This window comes from Caballeronia sp. LZ062, assembly GCF_031450785.1.
GTDB lineage: Bacteria > Pseudomonadota > Gammaproteobacteria > Burkholderiales > Burkholderiaceae > Caballeronia.
In genome coordinates this window covers 369,207-392,197 of the sequence record NZ_JARTWB010000002.1, presented here as the reverse complement: position 1 = coordinate 392,197, position 22,991 = coordinate 369,207, and the positions used below count along the sequence as shown (strand labels likewise).

The following is a 22,991-nucleotide window of genomic DNA, read 5'->3' as shown; positions in this document are numbered from 1 at the left end:
GAAGACAACGTGCTACACAAACAGAAATGTATCGTGCTCGACATCGACGGCACGCTTTGCCCAAAGAAGGCGAAGAACGAGTCTTACGCCGACCTGCTGCCGTTCCCGGAAATGATGGAGCAACTGGCGCGGTATCGCGAGCAAGGCTTCTACGTCATTCTCTACACCGCGCGCAACATGAACACGTACGACGGCAACGTGGGCCGCATCGTCGCCAATACCGGCAAGCTGCTGATGGAATGGCTGGAGAAGCATCAGGTGCCCTATGACGAACTGCATCTCGGCAAGCCGTGGCCCGGCCGAGGCGGCTTCTACGTCGATGACAAAGCGATCCGCCCCGACGAATTCCTGAAGCTGTCATACAGCGAAATCCTCGAACTGGTCGGCGACGAGCCGGGCGGAGAATGAACATGACCAACGTGATCGTGACGATGGGCGGGCTCGGCAAGCGGTTCCGGGACGTCGGCTATACCGTGCCGAAGTATCGGATCGAAGCGCACGGCAAGACGCTCTTCACCTGGTCCATGCTGAGCTTGAGGAGCTTCGTCGAGGCGGGCGCGCGGTTCGTCTTCATCGTCCGGGCGGAAGACCAGGCACGCGAGTTCATCGAGTCCGAAGCGCAACGGCTCGGCATTGCCGAGCGCAGCGTGATCGAGATTGATCATCTGACCGACGGCCAGGCCACGACGGCGATTCTCGCCCAGGAAGCGATTGCCGATCCTGCGCAGCCGATGCTCGTCTACAACATCGACACGTTCGTCCACCCCGACGCGCTGCCGGCCAGCGCAGTGCGCGGAGACGGCTGGGTGCCGTGCTTTCCGGGCAAGGGCGACGGCTGGAGTTTCGCCGCGGCGGATTCGACAGGGCGCGTATCCGAGCTGCGCGAAAAAGTGCGCATCTCGCCGCACGCCACCGTCGGCCTCTACTGGTTCTCTTCGTTCGCGCTGTATCGTTCTGCTTACGAACGCTACTACAGCGACAGCTCGCGCATGGAAAAGGGCGAAAAGTACATCGCGCCGCTGTACAACGAGCTGATCGCCAACGGGCACCCCGTCTATCTGCACGAAGTTCCCGAGGATGCGGTGATTCCGCTCGGCACGCCTGCGGAAGTGGAAGCCTTCCTGCGAGCCGTTCCCCCGTCGCTCTGACGAGCGGCATGCGTCGACGTTCATTTCTACGGATTCGTCCTTTGAGCAGCACCTCCAGTCATCGGCGCGGTATGCGTCCGCCCGTGCGTCCCGTGGTTGCCGGACTGTTTGCGGCGCTCATTTCGGCGCTCGCCGTCGCCCTCTTTCTCAGGGCGCACGGCGTCTCGCGCGTGGCGTGGTTCACCGTTCCCATCGCGCTCGGCGCGGGCGTCTCGGCCGGGCTCTTCGTTCGAAACGGACTGCGCTCGGTGCGTCGCCTCGATCTTCTGGCGATCATCGTCGGGGCTGCATGCGTCGCTTCGATTCTGCCGCCCGTGGCGCGGCACTTTCCGTCGGTCAGCATCATGGCGACGGGGCAAAAAAACGCCGCTTCGGCCGGTTCCGAGATCTGGGTCAGACTGGAGCCGGGCGCGCACGGCGCGAGCGGCCACTGGTCCGGTCCGGCGGACACGTGGGAGGCGCGCGGACCGGGCTACGTGTCCTATCGCAATCAGCCGGGGACGCTCGTCTGGGATGGCGCGTGGGGCGATGGCGCGACGCTCGTCCTGACGCATCACGGATGGTCCGGCATTGCGCGGGTCGCCATCGGCGACAAGGAAGAGACGCTCGACCTCTATTCGGCCGTGGCGGGCGAAACGACGGTTGCGTTGCCGAAGCCATCGCTGTCTTGGAAGGACAAGATGCTATGGGCCATGTTCGCGTTGTCGCTGATGCTGGCCTTCTCGCTCTTCGCGCACTTTCTGCGCACGCTGCCGACGGCGTGGGCGTGCAGTCTCGCTGTCGCACTGCTCGCCGGGTGCGTCACGCTTTACGTACTGCGCGACAGCTCGCACGCCGGACCGCTGGAAGCCGTCGCGTTCGATGCCGACGTGCCGATCACGAAGATCTCGCTCGACGCCGGTCACGGCTTCGTTCCGGAACTGGACGCGCCGGTCGAGCCGAGCCAGCCGACGCGCGTCGACGTGGCCGCCTCGCCGGGCAGCCGATGGTCGCTTATTGCGGAGAACGCGGCGCTGCTCTCCATTCCGCTGGCAGAAGCGGATGGCGACGGCGCGACGAGGAGCGCCCATGGCGGACTGGCCGAACTCACGGCGCAAGTCACAAGCGACCGCGTAAAGCCCATCGTGGCCGGCCACAGCACGCTCTATGAGCTGATCGCGAGCGGAGCGCCAGCCCTTTTCGTGACGGACGCAAGTGGGCATCGGCATACGGTGGCGGTTCCCACGACCGGATCGAATCACGTCTTCGTGCTCGTGACGCGCGACGAAACGGGCGTGCGCGTCTCCGTAAGCCGCTCGTTCGTGACTCTGCCCGACGGCGTTGCGTTTTCGTGGCACATCGTGGGCGTGAAGATGCAGGGCGACACCGGCCACGGCGCGCATTCGATATTTCGCGTGTCCTTCGGCGCGCCTTTGCGGGCCTATGCCCTGCCGTCGGCGGGCGGCGACGCATTCCGCGTCGTGCCGGTTGAGCGCACCGCGACCCGGATGGATCTGGCAATCAGGCTGTTTTCAGCGGCGGCCGCCTCGTTCATCGTCCTGCTGATCGCGCTCGCGTTCGGAGTCGCGAAGCGCCTGTTCGGCCTCGCGAGAAGCGGCAGGTCGCTCGCGGTCGTGCTCGGGACGGTGGGCATCGTCGGCTGGATGGCGCTCGCCGCGCTCATCACCTGGCCCGCCGTGGTCGGCTGGGACGGCACGATGCCCTACACCGCGTATGGCGCCGGATATTACGACACCTGGTACGGCGTCGGCTATCCGCTGCTGATGGGCGCACTTCTGCTCCTGCAAGGTCCGCAACTCGTCACGGCGATCGGCGTCGCGGGCACGACCGTGCTGCTGCTGACGGCGCTCGCCGCCGGCCTCGATTCCCGCAACCGCAGCGCGCGCGCGTTGCTCGTCGTGCTGTGTCTGGGCTGGCTGCCGCTGTCCATCATTCCGTTCGCGAGCGCCATTCAACTGCGGGACGCGATGAACGGCCCGGTCATGGCCGCGTTTGCCATCGGCGTCTACTGGATGCTGCGAAGCTGGAACGCGTGGGCCCCCGCTCAACGATGCGTCGGCGTGGCGTGGCTCATCGTCAACGGCGCCGTCGCCGTCCTGCTGCGGATCGACAATCTTCCGACGCTCGTCATCCTGTTCGCCGGCGCCTGCTTCCTCTGCAGCGGCCGCCGCCTGCCGCGGCTCGGCATGTTGGCCGCGGCGCTCGCCGTGTGGTTCGCGATCACGCCGCTCATGGAACGCGCCCTCTTTCCGGACCGTGCGGCGCTCGCTGCGGAGAAGCGCTTGTACGGCACCACCGCACTGATCAACCCGGTGACGGGCATGTTGAAGTTCGGTCAGGACAGCCTGCCGCCAGACACCGCCGCGCACACGCGCACGGTGCTCGACCGTCTGATCGACGTCGATTACGGCCTCGCTCACTGGTCGCCCTACAACATCGTCTATTGGCATCAGACCGCGTCGAAGCGCCCGCCGCCGACCGACGCCGCGCTGAAAGACCTACGCGGCACCTTCCTGCGGCTAGCACTGCACAACCCCGCGTTGTTCGTGAAGCTGCGGCTTGCGACGCTCGCTTCGAATCTCGGCTACGGCGGCGCAGTCGGCGGCATGCAGATGAACGCGGCGGATTTCGAAGGCCAGTCGTTCTACGACCACTTGGTGGATCCGCACGGCCCCATTCCGAAATTCCGTTGGCTTTACGGCTTCTTCCCGTCCAACCACCTGTGGCCGCAGGCCGCGATGGCCCTGCGGCACTGGACAGCCACGATCGCCACGCATCTGCCACAACTCGCGCTGTGTCTCATCGCGCTCGCGTGCTTCCGGCGCTATCCGCCCTGCGCGTTGATCGCCGCCGGAACCGTGGCGCGGGTGGGCGTGTTCTTCCTGTTCGCGCCCGCGTCCGTCTTTCTCTACCTTTACGATCTCCAGTTGATCGGCTTCTGCCTTCCGTTCCTGATGGCAGGCTGGCGCGGGGAATCGGTGAGCCGGCCAGCCCGGCCATCAGGAGTCGCCTAGCATGCTCATGCGTTTCGGTCTCGTCTCGGGACTCGGATGGTTGATCGATTTCTGTCTCTTCGGCGCGCTGACGGCGCTCAAGGCACCCGTCTGGATGGCGAACACAGCGAGCGCGACGGCCGCCGTGCTGTTCGTCTTTTTCGTCTCCGTGCGCCGCGTCTTTCAGTATCACGAGCACTATCTGCTCGGAAAGCTGCTCTGCTATGTCGTCTATCAGGCTATCGCGATTCTGGCGGCGTCGTTTGCCATCGATTTGCTGACGCACCGCTTCGGTCTCGCGCCGATCGTGTCGAAGATTCTGGTCACGCCGTTCACCTTCTATTGCAATTTTCAGTTCATGTCATTCATCACAACGGGTCGCCTGAGACTGCGCTAGCAGCCTTCGGCCCGTGCGGTCCACACGAGGAACATTCACATGGAGCGGCTTTCCCTGTTCGAGCGTACTGCGCCCTACAGTGCACTTGAAGCGTCGATTCACATGGCGCGATATCTGTCGGCGCGCGAGGCATGCAAGGACGCCAATGTTCTGGACATCGCATGTGGCGAGGGCTACGGCTCGTGGCTCATGCGCCAGTGGGGCGCGGCATCGGTGCTCGGCATCGACGTTTCCGAGGATGCGGTGCGCCGTGCACAAGCGCGGTTCGTCGATCCGGCTGTGTCGTACCATGCCGCTCCGGCTGAATCGCTGCAAGCCATCGTCGGCGACAAGCGTTTTGATCTGATCGTGTCGCTCGAGACGATCGAGCATCTCGACGATCCGCGGGCATTTCTCGTCAACCTGAAAGCCGTGGCGGCCCCGAACGCGACGATCATCATCTCGGCGCCCAACGATCACTGGTACTTCAAGGACGGCGGCACGAATCCGTACCACAAGCACAGGTTCACGCGCGAAGAGTTCCAGCAGATCGCCGAAGACGTGCTGGGCCCCGCCGCGTCGTGGCATCTCGGCACGCTGGCCGTGGGTTTCGGCATGTTCGACGAGGCCGGCGCGCTCGGCGTGGCGCGGCATGACGACACGCAGGACCGCATGCTCAAGTATGTGGACCTCGCACCAGGAATCTTCGTGCCGATGCAGGAAGACGTGGCGCCGGTTCCTGACCAGACGTCCTACTACGTCGGCGTGTGGGGACCGGCGAAGATCGGCGCTGCGCTGTTCGCGGGATATCCGGTGTCGATGGACATGGGCCGGCAGGAGCTGTTCCCCGGCGATGCCGTTTGGGGCGGGCGGCTTCGCCCCGAGCAGACTCGCGCAAATATGGTCGCGCAGTTTCGCGCGAGCCTCGAAGTCGCCGAGAATTCACGCGCGCAGCTGCAGCAGCAGCTCGAAGTCGCCGAGGATTCGCGCGCACAGCTCGAAGCGCGCCTCCACTTCTGCGAGCACGACAACGAAGCACTACGCGTCGCCGTGCGCGCCGCAAAGGCCGAAAACCAGCTCGTATGGGACGCCATCGCGCGTCACGAGGAGCAGAACCGGATCCTGCAGGAAGCCATTGAGGCACGCGAACACGCGGGGGCCGCGCTCTCGCAGACCATTGCGGCGCGCGACCATCAACTGCAGGAAGCGCATCAGCGGCTCGCAGCGGTTCCCTGGCGCATCGTTCGCATATGGCTCGCGATTCGCCGGGTCGTGCCGAAGCCCGTTCTTCGCCTCATCGGCGCCATGCTTGCGAAGGAGCGCCGATAAAATGAACGACTCCGTATCGCCGTTGCAGCTCGAACTGGAGACGCGTGCCTTCCTCGGGCACCGTCTCCATGAATTCCTCGCTCACGACGCAGGCACAGCCGACGGCGCGAATATCGGCGACCAGGGCGTGCGGCTCACCGTCGCGCTTCTGAGCAATGGTGACGACGCGCAGGCGCTCGCTTTCTGTAAGGCGCTCGCGCAACATCTGCCTCACTTCGCGGGCGAACTGCTGATCGTGGCCGACGCAGCCGCTCTGCCCGCCACGCAAACGTTTCTCGAAACCGCGCCGTTGAAGGCGCGCGTCGAAGCGGCCGGAACAGAGTCGAATCGTGCTGCTCGCCTGAACGCAACGGCGCGCCTTGCGCGAACCGAGTGGATCATGTTCGTCGAGCCGGGCGTGGGCATTACCCGCGACTTCCTCGCGCACACGCAGCGCGACATCGCAAGCCTGGGGTGCCATTTCCTCGTGATGTCCGCCGCCGACGACACCACGCCAACCGGCTCGACCGGTATCGGCTACCTGGTTCCCCGAATCGCGCCGGGCCGGCTGGAAATCGCAAGCGAAGTGCTGAGTTCGGCGAGGCCGCACACCCACGGCGGATATCTCGTCACGCTGCTTTCCGGGCCGGTCATGTTCATGAAGGTATCGTCGCTCCTGGAAATGGGCGGATACGACGAAACGCTGGCGGGAGGGCTGGAAGACACCGACCTGTCGCTGCGCCTGTTCCAGCAGGGCCGAAAAATCGGCATGAGCGACGCACCTGGCCTGCGGCTTGCCGAAAACCGGCCGACGCAGGCGCTGGTCGGCGCGGAGCGTCTTCTGGTCGCTGCAGCGCACTTCGACAGCAAGCATCATCTGCGCGCGCCCTTCGTTGCCCAGCCGGTCACGGCGCCAATGCCGGCGCCAACTGCGCCCGCGAGTACGAAGAACAGCGCGCGGCGACCGCGCATCGCGCTAATGGTCGATACGGGAACATGGGCGCTCGCCAACATCGCGCGCCAGATCATGCGCTATGTGTCGGACGAGTTCGAGTTCGACATGATCACGCTGAAGGACATCGGAAATCCGGTGCTGGTGCTGGAGATGACGAAGGGCCACGACCTCGTGCACATGTTCTGGCGCGAACCGCTCCACCATCTCGACCTCGATTGGGGACGCCCTTACGTCGAGCGACTGTGCGGGGGCTGGACGCCGTTCGTCGAGCGGCTGGTCACGCCGCGTCCGATCACCTTCACGGTCTACGACCACCTGTTCCTGAGCGATGAAGAGACGCGGGATCGTGCGCCCATGTACCATCTGGCGAGCGGATACACGGTCAGTTCCAACATCCTCAAGCGCATCTACGAGAACATTCCGCACTATCCGAAGCCGCGCGGCGAGACGCCCGACGGCGTCGATCTGACGCGGTTCGAGCCGGTGAATCTCGCGCGCTTCAGCGACGCAAGCGCGCATGAGCTTCGGATCGGCTGGTCGGGCAACAGCGCGTGGGGCTCGGCCGGGGCCGACGGCGCGCCGCGCGATCCGAAAGGCTTTCACACGATCCTCAGACCGGCGCTCGACATGCTGCGCGCGAGAGGCGTGAAGTTCCAGGAGCACTTCGCGGACCGGCAGGTGCGGCATATCCCGCACAGCCAGATGCCGGCTTATTACAACTCGCTCGACTTGCTGATCTGCTGCTCGGAAGCCGAGGGAACGCCCAATCCGGTTCTCGAAGCCATGGCGTGCGGCGTACCGGTGATTTCGACCAATGTGGGCATCGTGTCCGAAGCACTCGGGCCGCGCCAGCAGGAGTTCATCCTGAAGGAACGGTCGGCCGAATGCCTCGCCGAAGCCATCGAGAAGCTCACCGTCGACCGGCACCGGCTCAAGGAACTGTCTGACGAGAACCTTCAGAGCATCCGTAGCTGGGACTGGAGCGTGCGCACGCAAGCGTATCGCGAGTTCTTTCGCGGCGTCCTGGAGCGGGCCGGCAAGCTGCGTTAAAGGAAACCGCTGGGAAAGCGCTCGGAAAGCGCACGCGCGCCGACGCTTCGGCGCGCGTGTTCCGGCGGCAGTCGATGCGCGCCGTCAGGCCCTCAGGCGTCGCTTCACTGCCCGGGCGGCCTTGGCTGCCTTCAGCATCAGCGCCAACGCCCAAGGCGCGCCGTGCCGCAACTTCTGCTGCAACCGCAGTGCGAGGAACACCGCGCGGCTTCGCTCGAAGTACGCAATCCGCGCACGCGCCGCGTCGAGTTCCTCTTGCAGACTGCCGGTGTCGGCCACGGCGGGAATGGCGCCTTCCATGGCGTACAGCGGCAGACGCGACTGACCCAGCGACAACGCCTTCTTGCGCAAAAGATCGTGATAGAGCGCGCGATGGCGCGCGAGGCGTTCCTTGGAATGGAACATCGACTCGCTGCGCCGGCGATAGAAAAAGTGGATGCCGTTCGTCACGATGAAACGCTTGCCGAGCATCACCGCGCGCATATAGATGTCCCAGTCCTCGTAGGCCTCGAGTTCCTCCCGGTAGCCGAGTTCGCGCAGCACGCGGGTACGCGCCACGCAGGTCGCCGTCGAGAAGCGGTTCTCCAGCATGCCCACTGCACGCGCTTCGCCATAGAACACGGCGTAGTCGGCAAAGCCGACGCGCTGGCCGATGCGTCCTTCCTCGGCGTCGTGAAAGAACCCGGTCTGCGGCACGACGAAGTCGTAGTCGGGGCGACGCATCAAAGCCCGCACCGCAAGCTCGATGAATCCGGGACCGATCAGGTCGTCGGCATCGAGCGTCAGCACATACTCGCCGCGCACATGCGTCAACGCGACGTTGCGCGTGGCCGCAAGACCAAGGTTCATCTCGTTGCGCACGATCCGCAGGCGCTCGTCCACGCCTTCCAGACGCTCGACGGTCAGCCGGCTGAGGCTGTCGGTCGAGCAATCGTCCACGACCACGATCTCTACGTTGGCGTAGGTCGAAGCCAGAATGGAGTCGATGGTGCGCAGCAGATAGCTTCCGAGATTGAAGTGCGGCACGACGACCGAGACGAGCGGATTGCGCTCGCCCTCCGCGCCTGTGGCATCGGCCGGGCGCGCGGCCGCGTTGCCGCGCCGCCGCTCGGGCGCGATCGTCCACGGCGCGGGCGTGACGGGCAGGCGCACCACCTCGCGTGCGCCGCCCGTCACCGCCCGGCCCAGCGAGCGGGCGAGACCGGCAGCCGTTCCGTCGAATTTGACGCAGTTGACGCCGTCTATCCACGGGGAGCCGTCACCGAACGCGGGGTTAGCATTGTTGAGCACGCAGATCCCGCCGGATAGCGACGCTTCGTAGGCCGACAGACAAAACGACTCGAAGGAGGACGACGTCACGCACACGGAACGCGAAACGATCGCCTCTCGCTCGGCGGCGCTCAGCGCGGCGTGAAACGTGAAACGCTGCCTGAGATCCGCCGGAATCATGCGCCGGATGCGCTCCAGATAGACTTCGTCCGTCGTGTGGGCCGCGAACACGATGGAGCCGCGATAGTCCGGAGACGCCCGGAGAAATCCGCAGCATCCGCGCACGAACATTTCCGGCCGCTTCAGATGCTGGATCTTCGACGAAAACACGATGTGCGTGTCGAGCGAAGGCTCGATAGAACGCGCCGCGACCTTGCCGCTGTCCAGCAGCACCGGCGAGGCATGCTGGCACAGGCGCGGGAACCACTGCTCATCGGGGAAAGCGAAGAAGGTCTGGATGGCGCGTGCCACCTCGGGCAATTGCGCGACGACCAGATCGCAATCAGCCAATGCCTTGCGCTCGAGGTCGAACACCACGAGGCCCTGCCGGTTCGCCGGCCGGTTGTCGACATCCAGCAGCAAACTATCCGCCGTATGAAGCCTGACCGCCAGCACCGTGTCCTGGAACGCCGTGCCCAGCAGCTTTTCCTGAATGCTCGCGAAACCTAGGCCGCCCCAGTCCGGAAACTCCACGTATTCGATGCGCGGCACTTCATCGGCGAGCCGGCGCAATCCCTGCATCGCCCTGACCGAGAGCCAGTGCCATTCGGAATCGGTGAACGCCCACGCCGGGGGATAGGTCGTTCCGTCGTTGTCTGCGAGGCGATAGTTTTCCGGCGACGCCACGACGAGCCTGACGCGCGGATACAGCGCGGCGAAGCGTGCCGCGTCCAGCTGTTCTCCGACCCAGACGACAGCCGTGTCGTCCAGCTCCGCCTCGGTCGAAGTAGAGATCATGTTCGAGATGGATCGCCCGATCCCGCCATGGGTGAACGGATACAGCTCTGTGGTGACGAATACTCTCATGGGGCCTAAATCAAATCTCAAGGAATTCCAGGTACCGCGCGCGCGACAGTTCGAGCAAGGCGCCGCGATAGTCCGACATGACGTCTTGCAACTCGCTCGCGCCGACGCTCAGCACCTCGTCGATGCGCCGCCGCACGTCGTCGACGCTCATGGGATTGTCGACCGCCGTCAGGCGCACATAGGCGTGGTCCTCCAGCCCGTCGAGGAACAGCGGCCCGCGCACGCACGGGGTCCCGACCGACATCGACTCGAGGTCCACCATCGGATGGCAGTCGATGGTCGTGACGTTGAGCACGATGTCCATCGACGCCATCATCTCGAGCATGCTCGTATGGTCGCGGTATGCGGCCTTCGTGACCTTCGGCGCGAGCCATTTCGGCAAGTCGAAGTTCTTGGCGACGACATGGACTTTCTCCACGCGATCCACGCATTGGGCGGCGAGCACGTTGGTCGCGAGGTTCTTGCGCAGGTCGTTCCACGACGGCGCGAGCGCATGGCAGCGTTCATGGCGTACCGTGCGGCCGGCTATGTTGCGGCTTGCGAAGCGCGGCGGCATGTTCACCAGTTGCGGCGCGAAGTTGCGTTCGCCGACGATCGGTCCCAGCCCGCGACGGATCGCGCTGAAGCGGCGCACCTCGCCGTCTCGCGCCATCTGAATGGCGCGATGCGCGAAGCGACGCTCGTCGTCCCACACCCACTGTGTCGTGGTGCCGTGCCAGACCAGGTATTGCTGGTCGAAGCCCGTGCTGGCGAGTGCACGCGACAGCCCGTACATCGGATCGGAGATGCCGTGCAGCACGAGCTTCCGGACGCCATGCTCTTCGAGCAGCGCGATGATCCGCTCGATCTCCGGGATCGGAATCGGGTTCGCGGACGGGATGGACAGCTTCCATCCGGGAAGCGCGCCGACCGCCGAGCGCATGCCGACCCAGTCTTCATGGAAGATGTGGCACACGCATGCGAAGCGTTCGTCGGCATTCGCGTACATGGTGTCGCGGATCGCCTGCCATTCGAATGAGGTTGCATGCGGGAAGGCACGCTCGAAGCTCTTTTGCGCAGAGTCGTCGCCGGCTTCGACGGCATCGGGTGCGAGCGGCGCTTCGGCGTGTGCCTGCATCAGCGTGCGCTGCAGACGCATGCGCATTCGCTGCGCGCGTGCCAGCGTGTCGCGCTCGCCCGAAAGGGCGGTGATGAGCTTTTGCTGCTCCTCGATCTGCCTGCGCTGCTCCGCGATGACGCGCGACTGCATTTCGCTTTGCTCCGCGACATCGTGAAGTTGCCCTTCCACCGATGCGACGTCGCGATGCTCCAGTTCGCTCTCGAGCCCTTTGAGGGCGACGCGCAGACGCGGCAGACTCAGGCGCAGGCGTTCGTCGTCGGCGAGCGGCCGCGCTACGCCTTCGCGGTCGATGATCCGCACGTTGCGGCCGTGTGTGCCGCTCGGGCGAACCAGGTAGACGTCGTGATCCGGAATCTGACCATGAAACACGTCGATGTCATAAGCCCGCGCCAAGTCGCCCACGTAGTCATGAAGCCAACAGCCGGCGTGCCAGTTGTTCTCCTTCAGTTCGAAGGGAACCATCTGGTTTTCGATGAGGAGCAGATACCCGTCCGGCTTGAGCAGCGACGCCATGTCGGAAATGAGCCGGCTGGCATCTTCCTGCGCGTTGTGAATCAGCACGGACACCGTGAACACGATGTCGAAGCGGCGCCCCCCGAACGCCTCCGGCGCGCTCGGCGCCACGCGCACTGCATGCGAGGCATCGAAACCGGCGGGCGGATCGTCCAGGAGTTCGCGCGTCATCTCCGCAGAGAAGTCGTATCCGTGATAGGCGACGAACGGCAACGGCGCGAGCGCACGCGCCATGCGGCCGAAGCCGCACCCGAAGTCCAGTACTTCCACCGGTCTGCCGAGACGTTCGCTACGTTCTTTCAGGTGAGCGGCGACCCACGCTTCCTGTTCCCGATAGTTGGCGTTGCCAAGCGCTGTTCGCCCTTCCTGCTGGCGACGATAGGCAGCGCCGACCTGGCCTTGCCAGTAGTCGTGATTCACCCCTGACATACCCTTTTCCATGTGTTTCCGACCAAAAAGAATGCCTACAGCTTAGCCTAAGCGCCGCGCCGCCCACGTAGGAGCCTGACGATTCGTCTTAGAGCCGCGGTCATCCAGCGCGGAAGGCGGTCTGCCTGCGCCCGCAACGCGAGTGCGGCCTGCACCACCACGCTTTGCTCATAAGCAGCCAGACGGGCGCGCAGATGGTCGGGCGACTCGCCCCGCCCTGCGCCGCTGCCCGCTTCCAGCAGATACATCGGCAGGACGTTGCGGCCTACCGTGATGGTCTTGTCGCGCAGGATGTCGTGATAGTAAAGAGCGAGACGCTGCATCGCGGCCTCGCCGTGAATCATCGAAGACTGCCGCCGCCGGTAGTAGAAGTGCACGGCATTCGTCACGACGAAGCGCGTTCGCGACATCACGGCGCGCAGGTACAGGTCCCAGTCTTCATAGGCGCTCAACGACTCGTTGTATCCGAGCGAGCGGAACGCCTGCACGCGTCCCATGATGCACGCGGTCGAGAAGCGGTTGAGGAAGAATCCCGACGCCCGCGCTTCTCCGACAAAGGTCAGGCATTGCGTCCACGGCGCATTGGCCGGATCGGCGTCGGGAGCGTCATCGAAGTACGCGGTCTGAGGGACAACGAAGGATATTGCCGGATGCCGCGCCAGCGCGCCCACGGCGATCGCGATGAACGCCGGGTCGATCAGATCGTCGGCGTCGAGCGTCAGCGCATATTCACCGCGCGCGTGGGCGAGCGCGAGATTGCGCGTCGCAGCGAGCCCGCGATTGAGCGGCGATTCGACGACGCGCACGCGCGGATCGTTCCGCCGCGCGAGTTCGGCGACGGCTTCGCGGCTGTGCGGATCGGTCGATGCGTCATCGACGACGACGACCTCGATGTTCGGATAGCGCGCGGCGAGCGCATTGTCCACGGTCTGCGCGAGGTATGCGCCCAGGTTGTGATGCGGAATCAGCACACTCGCGAGCGGCGACGTATCGCCTTCGACGCGCGCCCCGCTTACGCCCTTCGACGCTTGCGGCAGAGCGTTTCGCGCCGTCGCGCGGACCACCGCGAGCGAGGAGCCAGCGTCGAACACACGCTTCAGCGCACTGCACAGGCCCGCCGGCGTGCCATCGAATTTCGTGCAATCGACGCCGTCGCGCCAGGGCGACGCATCGGAGAAGGCGGGGTTCGCCGCGTTGAGGACACAGAGCGCGCCCGACATCGACGCCTCGTAAGCCGCGAGACAAAACGACTCGAACGTTCCCGGAAAAACGCAGACCGAGTCCTGAATAAGCGCATGCCGCGTGGCGCTGTCTGCGTGTGTGTCGAACGCGAATCGCGCGGCCAGTTCGGGCGGAACGAGCCGTTTGATCTCGTCGAGGTAGGCGCCGTCGGGCGCCATCGCCATCAAATGCACGGTTCCGCGATAAGCCGGCGTGTCGCGAAGAAAGTCGCAGCAGCCGCGAACGAACACGTCGGGCCGCTTGATGCGCTGGATCTTCGACGAGAACAGGATCGGCGTCTCGGGGCCGGGCGTGATCGATGACGATGCGGGCGCACCGTGATCGAGCAGGACGGGCGGCGCATCGATGATGAGCCGCGGAAGCCACTCGCTATCGTCAAAATCGAAGAACGACTGCATTGCGCGCGCCGTCGCGTCGACCTGGCCGATGACCACATCGCAGTCCGCCAGCGCCTTGCGCTCGAGGTCGTACAGCGCGAGGGACGCGGCGTCGACGGGCTTGCTTTCCGTCGCGCTCAGCATGCTGTCGGACGTGTGCAGGCGGACCGCGAGCGTCGCTTCCTGAAAAGCGAGTCCGAGGCGCTTTTCTTGCGCCGACGCGAAAGCCGAGCCTCCCCAGTCGGGAAATTCGACGTAATGCAGAGGACCTTCGGCGCGCTCGAGGCGTTTGAGCACCTGCATGACGCGAACCGAGTCCGCGTGCAGAGCATGTGTCGTGTAGTGCTCGGCCTGCGGATAGCGAAAGCCGTCTTCGCGTAGTGCATAGGTTTGCGGCGACGCATCGACGAGCAGCACGCCCGGAAAGCGCGCGGCGAAACGCGCCGTATCCAACGGGTCGCCGAGATAGACGACAGCCGGACGTTCGTCCCCGGCAACTGCAGCCGAGTCGAGTATGTTCGCGATCACGCGGCCGATGCCGCCCGGTGTGAACGGGAAAAGCTCGCGCGTGACGAAAACCTTCATCCCCGGCATAAGGCTCCCGAACCCTCGACGATCAGACCGCGCGGATCAAACCCGCCGCACATTCTTTACCGTTCCATGCTCCAGCTCGACGATCACGTTGCAGAGATCTTCGATGATCTGCGCGTTGTGCGAGGCGAGCACGAGGATGTCGGCCTTGCCGACGAACTCCTTCATATGCGTCTCCGCCTTCTGCACGAAACTGGCGTCGCCGACGCTCAGCCATTCGTCCATGAGAAGAATGTCGGCATGTACGCTCGTGACGATCGCGAACGCGAGGCGCAGGACCATACCGCTCGAGTAGGTTCGCACCGGCATATTGAGGTAATTGCCGAGTTCCGAGAATTCCGCGATCTGCGGTGTGAGTCGCAGCATCTCGGCCTTCGAGGCGCCGAGGATCAGCCCGCGCAACACGATGTTCTCGTATCCGGTCGCTTCGTAGTCGAGCCCGAGCGTCAGATCGAGCAGGCTCGTCACACGTCCTTCCGAGAGAAACGACCCGGTGCTCGGCTCATAGATGCCTGCGAGAAGGCGCAGCAGCGTCGTCTTGCCGGCGCCGTTATGACCGACGAGACCCACGCGGTCCCCCGCCGCGACCTCGAGACTGACGTCCCGGAGCGCCTCGACCACGGTCAGCTTACGGCTGTCGGCGGCAATGCGTCCGCCTGTCGCGGCGGAGAGCATCATCTGTTTGAGCGAGCGGTTTCCCGCACCGTAGACCGGCAGGTTCAGGCTGCAATGATTCAGTTTGAGAAATGCCATGGACTAGATCCAGAACGCGATGCGAGAGCGAAAGCGAACAAAAAGCGGAATGGCGATCGCGTAGAGGACGAGCGTCGTGAGGCAGGCGCCGGTATAGATTCTTGGATCGAGCCCCGCGCCGTACATCGGTGCACGCACGAGTTCGACGAACATGTAGAGCGGGTTATAGTCCGCCACATAGGCGCGGTGCCCGAGCGCCGTGGGCTTCCAGAAGATCGGAGTCAGAAAGAAAGCGAGCTGCACGACGCTTCCGACGATCGGCTGCATGTCGCGAAACCGCGCGCAGAAGATGCCGAGAATCATGCAGAGCGGCACGGCCGCAAGCACGATGATGATCAGTCCTGGGATGGCCATTAGCCATTCGAGGCGCGGCGCAATCTTGAGAAAAATCATCACTGGCACGTAGGCCAGAATATTGTGAGCGAAGAACAGCACGTTCCGGTACACGGTGCGGAATACGTGCAGGGTGATAGGCAGACGCACCGATCGCACAATGCTGTCCGCGCCGATGAAGACCATGCACCCATCGAGGATGAGCGTGGAAATGAGTCCCCATGTGATGATGCCGAGCGCGAGGTAAGGGACGAACTCCTCCGTGCTGATATTTAACAGCGCGCCGTATAAGGGACCCATGCCCGCTATGGTCACGACCATCGTCAGCGTGATCCAGAACGGGCCGAGGAAGGAGCGCCGGTAGCGTTGGCGGATGTCCTGCCAAGCGAGCGTCGACCAAATCGGATGGGCGTGCAGACCGTCAAGCGCGTCGCGCCCGGCAAGGACGACTCTTGTTTCGCCGCCTCGCACCGAAATTTTTCGTTGCATCGTAAGATTTGATCCTTTCATTGCTGAATCGGTTTCAGCGGTGCGCCGTGGTGGCCGTAGCGCGCGATCCGCACGCAGCGAGTACGGTCTTTCGTGCCGGACGCGAGGGGACGCGCGGCTGCGCCCGACGGTCCGCCGGCGGAATTTCGACCGGATGTCGAGGCCGTATTGTAATGGCGGCGGCCTCGAAGTTCCAACGCAGGCGGACAAGCCGCGTCGGCAGCCGCACGCTTGTGCCGCGCCTCCCGAGCGCAAGAACCGGTCCGGTATAATCACCGATCCGCCCGAGCATGGCGCGGCGATCGCAGACGAACGCCGCTTTTCACCGTCAATGACTGAACGAACCCCGCGCGACGCCTTGTCGTCGACGCAAGAGAGCGAAAGCACGTACGGTGCAGCGCCTGTCTCCGCCACGCCCGCACGGCGCATCGCGGAATTGGAAGCGGCCATCGCAGAATTGCGAGCCGCGCTCGCCGCGAGCGAACGCGCAAGCGTTGCCGCCGAGGCGAAGGTGCAAGAGCAGAAAAAGACCATCGAGTTCCTCGAAGGCGAACTTACCGCGCTGCGAGTCTCCCTTTCCTGGCGTGTCACCGCGCCGCTGCGCTCGGCGTCGGTGCGCGCGCGCCAGGCCGACCGCACATGGCAATCCCTGGCAAGGCACGTTCGCATGCGAGGCGGCGTGGGGCCTGCGCTCTCGCATTACTACGCCATCTTTCGGAAGGAAGGGGTGGACGGTATCCTGCGCCGCAGCCGGCGTATCCTCGCGAGCGAGTCCTTCGCCGACGATGCCGCCGCGTATCAGCGCTGGATCGAACGTCACGACACCATCGATGACGCAAAGCGCGCCCTGCTGCGCGACAAGCTATCGGCACTCGCGAAACAACCGCTCATCTCCGTTCTCGTGCCGACGTACAACAGCGACGTCACGTTGCTTCGCGCGATGATCGAATCGGTGCAGGCGCAGATTTATCCGCATTGGGAACTCTGCATCGCCGACGATGCTTCCACGCGCCCGGAAGTCATCGCCACGCTTCGCGAATACGCGTCGAGCGATGCGCGCATCAAGCTCTCGCTGCGCGAACAAAACGGCCACATCTCGGAAGCGAGCAACAGCGCGCTTGCGCTGGCAAGCGGCGAATACGTCGCCTTGCTCGATCACGACGACCTGCTTCCTGAGCACGCGCTTCTGATGGTCGTGCAGGCGATCAACGCACATGCGTCCGCACGCCTCTTCTACAGCGACGAGGACAAGCTCACGCCGGAAGGCCAGCGCACCGAGCCGTACTTGAAGAGCGACTGGAATCCCGAGCTTTCCCTTGTACAGAATCTGTTCTCGCATCTCGGCGTCTACGAAACCGCGCTCGTGCGGCAGGCGGGCGGCTTCCGCAAAGGCTTCGAAGGCAGCCAGGACCACGACCTGGCGCTACGGTGCGTGACGATTGCGGGTCACGCGGCAGTGCACCACATTCCGCACGTCCTGTATCACTGGCGGATCGTGCCGGGAAGCACTGCAGGCTCCGGAACCGAGAAGCCCTATGCGCTCGCGGCCGGCATCCGCTCGGTGGAGGAACACTTGGCGCGAACGGGGGTAGCGGGCACGGTCACGCAGCTCGCGAGCGACGTCGGCATCATGCGCGTGCGCTACGCCGTGCCGACGCCGGCTCCGCTCGTGTCGATCGTCATTCCGACGCGCGACGGCGTTGCACTGCTGCGCCAGTGCATCGAAAGCGTCTTCGCGAAAAGCACGTATCCGAACTTCGAGATCATCGTCGTCGACAACGGCAGCGTGCAACCCGAAACGCTCGCCTACTTCGACGTGCTGCGGTCGCGGCCCAACGTGCGCGTCGTGCGCGATGACCGCCCGTTCAACTTCTCGGCATTGAATAATGCGGCGGTGACCCTCGCGAACGGCGAGTTCGTGTGCCTGCTGAACAACGACATCGAAGTCATCACGCCGGACTGGCTCGAGGAAATGGTGTCGATCGCCGCGCAGCCCGGCAACGGCGCAGTGGGCGCGTGCCTCTGGTATCCGAACGACACGCTGCAGCATGGCGGCGTCGTGCTCGGCCTCGGCGGCGTGGCCGGCCATATGCATTACAAGATGCGGCGCGGGCTGTTCGGCTATTTCGGCCGCGCCGTCGCCACGCAAAATCTTTCCGTCGTAACTGCCGCGTGTCTCGTCATTCGGAAGTCGATCTATGAAGAAGTCGGCGGACTGGACGAAGATTTCGCCGTCGCGTTCAACGACGTGGACTTTTGCATCCGCGTGCGCAACGCCGGCTATCGCAATGTGTGGACGCCCCACGCGGAGCTTTACCATCACGAATCGGCGACGCGCGGATCAGACATGGCGCCCGAGAAGTTCCAGCGATTCCAGCGCGAAGTTAGGCTGATGGAGAGCCGCTGGGGCGACTCGCTTCTATGCGATCCGGCGTGGAATCCCAACCTTTCGCTCGATACGTCGAAGCGCCCGTTCGCGCTCGCAGACGAACCGCGCATCGGACAGTTCGACTGACTACGCGGTGCCTTTGCGCCGCGTCGACCGGCCGGTCAGCGGTCCCATGCGTCCGACCATACCGTGCCAGAGGCCGCGACACGCCATCTTCACGTGCGTCGCGCCATCCGGCGTGAAGCACGCGTAGATCACGATGCGCACCGGCAGCTTGATAAGCTCGGTCGACTTCCACGTGCACGGCACGTAACCGCGCTTGAGCAACGCCACGGCGTTCCTGAATAGGTAGTAGTGGCGCACCGCGCTGTGCATCGGGTAATTGCGGCCGAACGCGCGGATCGGTTCGTCGCCCAGTTCGTGACGCATACCTATCCAGGGCACGCCGAGCACGCGAAATCCGCGCGACTTCGCGCGCATACACCATTCGGTATCGACGAAATCGATGAAAAGCGAGTCGTCCATCGGGCCGATGTCGCGCCAATACGCAAGGTTCACGCACGAGCCGGACGTGATGAGAAAGTCCACGTCGATCGGTACGTCGCCGTGCGGCATCACGCGTTCCAGACGGAAATAGCCGAAGCGGACAAACGGGGCGAGCCCGCGCAGACGCGCATCTTCATAGGCTGGTCCGACGAGCGCGACGGGTTCGCCGCGCTTGTTGGCCGCTTGCGCGACGTCCGCCAGTCCGGTGATCAGTTCGAGCGTGGAATCGCTATCCTGGTCGAACAGCATGGCCAGCCTGAAGCCGTCCGCAATCAGCGATTCGATACCCTGGTTCAGCGCCGTGGCAATGCCGAGGTTCTCGTGATTCGGCAAGTAGACGATCGACGCGTCGAGCTGCGCGCTGATGCGCTCGCTGGCTTCGCGCCCCGGCGTGTTGTCCACGACGACGCAGCGGCACCATTGCGCAAGCCGATTCGCCCGCTCGATACAACCGGCGTCCGGGTTGTAGAACACGACGACGGCGCCAAGCTGCGCGAGACGCGGATCGGCGAGCCGCGAGACGTTCGACGGCGCTTTCAATTGGATGCCAGGCAAAGGCGCAGCGCCTCGCGCCAGTCCGGCGGCACCAGTCCGAAAGCACGCGTCAGCCGGGCGCCGTCCAGCCGCGAATTGGCCGGCCGGCGCGCGGGCGTCGGGTACTCGGAAGACGGGATGGGAACGACTCGGGGCGGCGTCGCGAGCCCCGACTCCTCGAAAATCGCTTGCGCGAATCCTGCCCACGACGTGGAGTCGCGCGCAGTCAGGTGATACAGACCGCCCTTCTCCCGCGCCCATTCGGACCACGCAAGCCGGCTGCCGATGCCCTGCGCGATGATCGATGCCGTCAGTGCCGCAATCGTGGCAGACCATGTCGGCGCGCCCCACTGATCGGCGACGATGCGTAACTCCTCACGTTCGCGCGCGAGCTTCAGCATTGTCAGCAGGAAATTGCGGCCCCGCTGGCCGTACACCCAACTCGTCCGGAAGATCAGATGCGCCGCACCGGAAGCGGTGACGGCCCCTTCGCCCGCCAGCTTGGTCGCGCCGTAGACGTTCTGCGGGTTCGTCTCGTCGGACTCGCAGTAGGCTTCGGGCTTCGTGCCATCGAAGACGTAATCGGTCGAATAGTGAACCAAAAGCGCACCGAGCCGCTTCGCTTCTTCGGCAAGCACCGCGGGCGCCTCCGCGTTGATTGCCCGCGCTGCCTCCGGCTCGGATTCGGCCTTGTCGACTGCTGTATAGGCGGCGGGGTTGACGATCACGTCCGGCCGCACGGAGTCGATACAGGCGCGAATGCTCGCGGGACTGGCCAGATCGAGCGCGTCGCGGTCTGCGGCGACGATGCGGCCGAAACCCTGCAGCGCGCGACGCAATTCGAAACCGACTTGTCCGTTGACGCCAGTGACGAGAATGGTGCGATTGACTGCTTGCGTCATGAGATGTCCAGTTGCGCCGGGCGCATTTTCAGGCGAAGACTTCGGCTTGCGCGAGGCCCTTGCCCGCCGCGTCCTTGGCCGCGAGAACGGGCTCGAAGTCAATCGGCCATTCGATGCCGATGTCTGGATCGTTCCACACGATGCTGCGCTCGTGCGCCTGAAACCAGTAGTCCGTCGTCTTGTAGAGAAATTGCGCCGTCTCCGACAGCACGACGAACCCGTGCGCGAAGCCCGGCGGCACCCACAGCTGCCGATGATTGTCCTCCGACAGCGTCACGCCGACCCACTTGCCAAAGTTCGGCGAGCTCTTGCGGATGTCGACGGCCACGTCGAACACTTCGCCTTCGACCACGCGCACGAGCTTGCCCTGTGCATGCTCGATCTGATAGTGCAGCCCGCGCAGCACGCCTTTTGCCGAACGCGAGTGGTTGTCCTGCACGAAATCGACGCCCGCTTGCACGTGCTCGGCGAAATCCCGCGCGTTGAAGCTCTCGTAGAAGAAGCCGCGCGCATCGCCGAAAACTTTCGGCTCGATGATCTTGACTTCTGGCAGCGCGGTAGCGGTTACCTGGATGGCCATGCGACTTGGTCCTTCGGAAGATTGAGCAGATATTGACCGTACGCGTTCTTCGAGAGCGGCTTTGCCAACGCAAGCAGTTGCTCGTCGTCGATCCATTGCTTGCGATACGCGATTTCTTCGGGGCAAGCCACAACCAGTCCCTGCCGTCTCTGCAGCGTCGCGATGAACGTCGCCGCTTCGATCAGCGAGTCGTGCGTGCCCGTGTCGAGCCACGCGTATCCGCGCCCCATGATCTCCACGTTCAGCTTCTGCTCTTGAAGGTAGCGCGAGTTGACATCGGTGATTTCGAGTTCGCCGCGCGCGGAGGGTTTGATGTCCGCAGCGATGTCGCACACCTGGTTGTCGTAGAAATACAGACCCGTCACCGCGTAATTGGAACGCGGCTTTGCAGGCTTCTCTTCGATCGACAGCGCGCGAAAGCTCTGGTCGAACTCCACGACGCCGTAACGCTCAGGGTCATGCACGTGATACGCGAACACGGTGGCGCAGTCGGTACGCGCGTCGGCGCTCGCGAGCTGCTTCGCGAGATCGTGCCCGTAGAAGATGTTGTCGCCGAGAATGAGCGCCGAAGGGTCGTTGCCCACGAACGCCTTGCCGATGATGAACGCCTGGGCAAGCCCGTCCGGGGACGGCTGAACTGCATACTGGATGTTCATGCCCCACTGGCTGCCGTCGCCGAGCATCGACTCGAAACGCGGCGTGTCTTGCGGCGTCGAAATGACGAGAACGTCACGAATGCCCGCGATCATCAGCGTGGACAGCGGATAGTAGATCATCGGCTTGTCGTACACGGGCAGCAGCTGCTTCGAAACCGCATGGGTGATCGGATAAAGCCGCGTGCCGGACCCGCCGGCGAGAATAATGCCTTTGCGCGCCATGCCCTGCTCCTTACGCCCGCTGCGCGTAGTTGGTCTCGACCCACTTCCGGTATTCGCCCGAAGCCACTTCGTCGGCCCATTCCTGGTTGTCGAGATACCACTGAACGGTCTTCGCGAGGCCCGTCTCGAACGTCTCCGCCGGCTTCCAGCCGAGTTCTCGTTCGAGCTTGCGCGCGTCGATGGCGTAACGGCGGTCATGTCCGGGACGATCCGTCACGTACGTGATCTGATCGCGGTACGAACCGCTCGCCTTCGGCTTCTTTTCGTCCAGCAGATCGCACAGCGTATGCACGACTTGAAGATTCTTCTTCTCGTTCCAGCCGCCGACGTTATACGTCTCGCCAGGCTTGCCGTTGGCCAGCACTTCGCGAATCGCGGCGCAATGGTCGCCGACGTAGAGCCAGTCGCGCACATTCTGCCCGTCGCCGTACACAGGCAGCGGCTTGCCGGCGAGCGCGTTTGCGATCATCAACGGAATCAGCTTTTCGGGAAACTGGTACGGACCGTAGTTGTTCGAACAATTCGTCGTCAGAACCGGCAGGCCGTAGGTGTGGTGATACGCGCGGACCAGATGGTCCGAGCCGGCCTTGGTGGCGGAATACGGGCTGTTCGGCGCGTAGGGCGTGGTTTCGGAGAACTGCGGGTCGGTCGCGGAGAGCGAGCCGAAGACTTCGTCCGTCGAAACGTGCAGGAACCGGAACGCCTGCTTCTGCGCTTCGGGAAGCGTGCTCCAGTACATGCGCGCGGCTTCCAGCAATGTGAAGGTGCCGACGACGTTCGTCTGCACGAAATCGGCCGGACCGTGAATGGAACGATCCACGTGGCTTTCCGCGGCGAAGTGCAGAATGGCGCGCGGCTTATGGCTGGCCAGCAGTTGGTCGATGGCGGCGCGGTCGCAGATGTCGGCACGCGCGAACACGTGTCGGGCGTCGTCCTTCAGCGATTTCAGCGTGCCGAGATTGCCGGCGTACGTCAGCTTGTCGACGTTGAGCACGGGCTCGTCGGAGCCTTTCAGCCAGTCCAGAACAAAATTCGCGCCGATGAAACCGGCACCGCCCGTCACGAGGATCATAGACACCCTTTGCCTGCTCTTTTGCACGCCGCCAAAACGCGCTCAGTCAGTCTGTGGAAAATATTGCTGAACCGGACGCCACGATGCATTGGACGCGAGGCGCGCGGTTCTGTTTTGA

The 22,991-nt window shown here is 64.2% G+C and carries 17 protein-coding genes; 7 read left to right on the top strand and 10 right to left on the bottom strand.

What is annotated here, in order from left to right; genetic code table 11:
• Window positions 1–9 precede the first annotated feature (9 nt).
• Genes P9239_RS07865 through P9239_RS07840 form a run of 6 tightly spaced genes read left to right on the top strand, consistent with a single transcriptional unit; the run spans window position 10 to window position 7,830 of the window.
• Complete coding sequence (locus tag P9239_RS07865) at window positions 10–408, top strand: capsular biosynthesis protein (RefSeq protein ID WP_309749944.1); 399 nt, start codon at window positions 10–12, stop codon at window positions 406–408.
• A 2-nt stretch (window positions 409–410) separates the two neighbouring features.
• On the top strand, window positions 411–1,148 hold the full coding sequence (locus tag P9239_RS07860) for a glycosyltransferase family 2 protein (RefSeq protein ID WP_309749943.1): 738 nt from the start codon (window positions 411–413) through the stop codon (window positions 1,146–1,148).
• 41 nt (window positions 1,149–1,189) lie between these two features.
• Window positions 1,190–4,162 carry a hypothetical protein gene (locus P9239_RS07855; RefSeq protein ID WP_309749942.1) on the top strand — a complete coding sequence of 991 codons (2,973 nt, stop codon included), beginning with the start codon at window positions 1,190–1,192 and terminating at the stop codon, window positions 4,160–4,162.
• 1 nt (window position 4,163) lies between these two features.
• On the top strand, window positions 4,164–4,538 hold the full coding sequence (locus tag P9239_RS07850) for a GtrA family protein (RefSeq protein WP_309749941.1): 375 nt from the start codon (window positions 4,164–4,166) through the stop codon (window positions 4,536–4,538).
• A 39-nt stretch (window positions 4,539–4,577) separates the two neighbouring features.
• On the top strand, window positions 4,578–5,846 hold the full coding sequence (locus P9239_RS07845; protein ID WP_309749940.1) for a methyltransferase domain-containing protein: 1,269 nt from the start codon (window positions 4,578–4,580) through the stop codon (window positions 5,844–5,846).
• A gap of 1 nt (window position 5,847) precedes the next feature.
• On the top strand, window positions 5,848–7,830 hold the full coding sequence (locus P9239_RS07840; RefSeq protein WP_309749939.1) for a glycosyltransferase: 1,983 nt from the start codon (window positions 5,848–5,850) through the stop codon (window positions 7,828–7,830).
• Between the two features lie 84 nt (window positions 7,831–7,914).
• On the opposite strand, the gene P9239_RS07835 is transcribed toward P9239_RS07840, so the two are convergent.
• Genes P9239_RS07835 through P9239_RS07815 form a run of 5 tightly spaced genes read right to left on the bottom strand, consistent with a single transcriptional unit; the run spans window position 7,915 to window position 15,972 of the window.
• Window positions 7,915–10,125: a glycosyltransferase gene (locus P9239_RS07835; RefSeq protein WP_309749938.1), complete on the bottom strand. Its 2,211-nt coding sequence runs from the start codon at window positions 10,123–10,125 to the stop codon at window positions 7,915–7,917.
• Between the two features lie 10 nt (window positions 10,126–10,135).
• Window positions 10,136–12,187, bottom strand: coding sequence for a class I SAM-dependent methyltransferase (locus P9239_RS07830; RefSeq protein ID WP_309749937.1), 2,052 nt, complete (start codon window positions 12,185–12,187; stop codon window positions 10,136–10,138).
• 47 nt (window positions 12,188–12,234) lie between these two features.
• On the bottom strand, window positions 12,235–14,400 hold the full coding sequence (locus P9239_RS07825; RefSeq protein ID WP_309749936.1) for a glycosyltransferase: 2,166 nt from the start codon (window positions 14,398–14,400) through the stop codon (window positions 12,235–12,237).
• A gap of 36 nt (window positions 14,401–14,436) precedes the next feature.
• Window positions 14,437–15,150, bottom strand: a complete 714-nt coding sequence (locus tag P9239_RS07820; RefSeq protein WP_309749935.1) for an ABC transporter ATP-binding protein — start codon at window positions 15,148–15,150, stop codon at window positions 14,437–14,439.
• Window positions 15,151–15,153: 3 nt separating this feature from the next.
• Window positions 15,154–15,972: an ABC transporter permease gene (locus P9239_RS07815; protein WP_309749934.1), complete on the bottom strand. Its 819-nt coding sequence runs from the start codon at window positions 15,970–15,972 to the stop codon at window positions 15,154–15,156.
• A 331-nt stretch (window positions 15,973–16,303) separates the two neighbouring features.
• Between P9239_RS07815 and P9239_RS07810 the strand changes: the two genes are divergently transcribed.
• Window positions 16,304–18,487 carry a glycosyltransferase gene (locus P9239_RS07810; protein ID WP_309749933.1) on the top strand — a complete coding sequence of 728 codons (2,184 nt, stop codon included), beginning with the start codon at window positions 16,304–16,306 and terminating at the stop codon, window positions 18,485–18,487.
• Here the strand turns inward: P9239_RS07810 and P9239_RS07805 are convergent, their stop codons facing one another.
• The 5 genes from P9239_RS07805 to rfbB are packed head-to-tail and all read right to left on the bottom strand — an operon-like array spanning window position 18,488 to window position 22,873.
• Entirely contained in the window at window positions 18,488–19,453 is a 966-nt protein-coding gene (locus P9239_RS07805) for a glycosyltransferase family 2 protein (protein ID WP_309753935.1), read from the bottom strand.
• Window positions 19,444–20,343, bottom strand: coding sequence for a dTDP-4-dehydrorhamnose reductase (gene rfbD, locus P9239_RS07800; protein ID WP_309749932.1), 900 nt, complete (start codon window positions 20,341–20,343; stop codon window positions 19,444–19,446). The genes P9239_RS07805 and rfbD overlap by 10 nt, the downstream gene beginning before the upstream one ends.
• A gap of 28 nt (window positions 20,344–20,371) precedes the next feature.
• On the bottom strand, window positions 20,372–20,923 hold the full coding sequence (gene rfbC / locus P9239_RS07795) for a dTDP-4-dehydrorhamnose 3,5-epimerase (RefSeq protein WP_309749931.1): 552 nt from the start codon (window positions 20,921–20,923) through the stop codon (window positions 20,372–20,374).
• On the bottom strand, window positions 20,908–21,801 hold the full coding sequence (rfbA, locus tag P9239_RS07790) for a glucose-1-phosphate thymidylyltransferase RfbA (RefSeq protein WP_309749930.1): 894 nt from the start codon (window positions 21,799–21,801) through the stop codon (window positions 20,908–20,910). Before rfbA ends, rfbC begins: the two co-directional genes overlap by 16 nt.
• Window positions 21,802–21,811: 10 nt before the next feature.
• Window positions 21,812–22,873 carry a dTDP-glucose 4,6-dehydratase gene (gene rfbB / locus P9239_RS07785; protein ID WP_309753934.1) on the bottom strand — a complete coding sequence of 354 codons (1,062 nt, stop codon included), beginning with the start codon at window positions 22,871–22,873 and terminating at the stop codon, window positions 21,812–21,814.
• Window positions 22,874–22,991 lie beyond the last annotated feature (118 nt).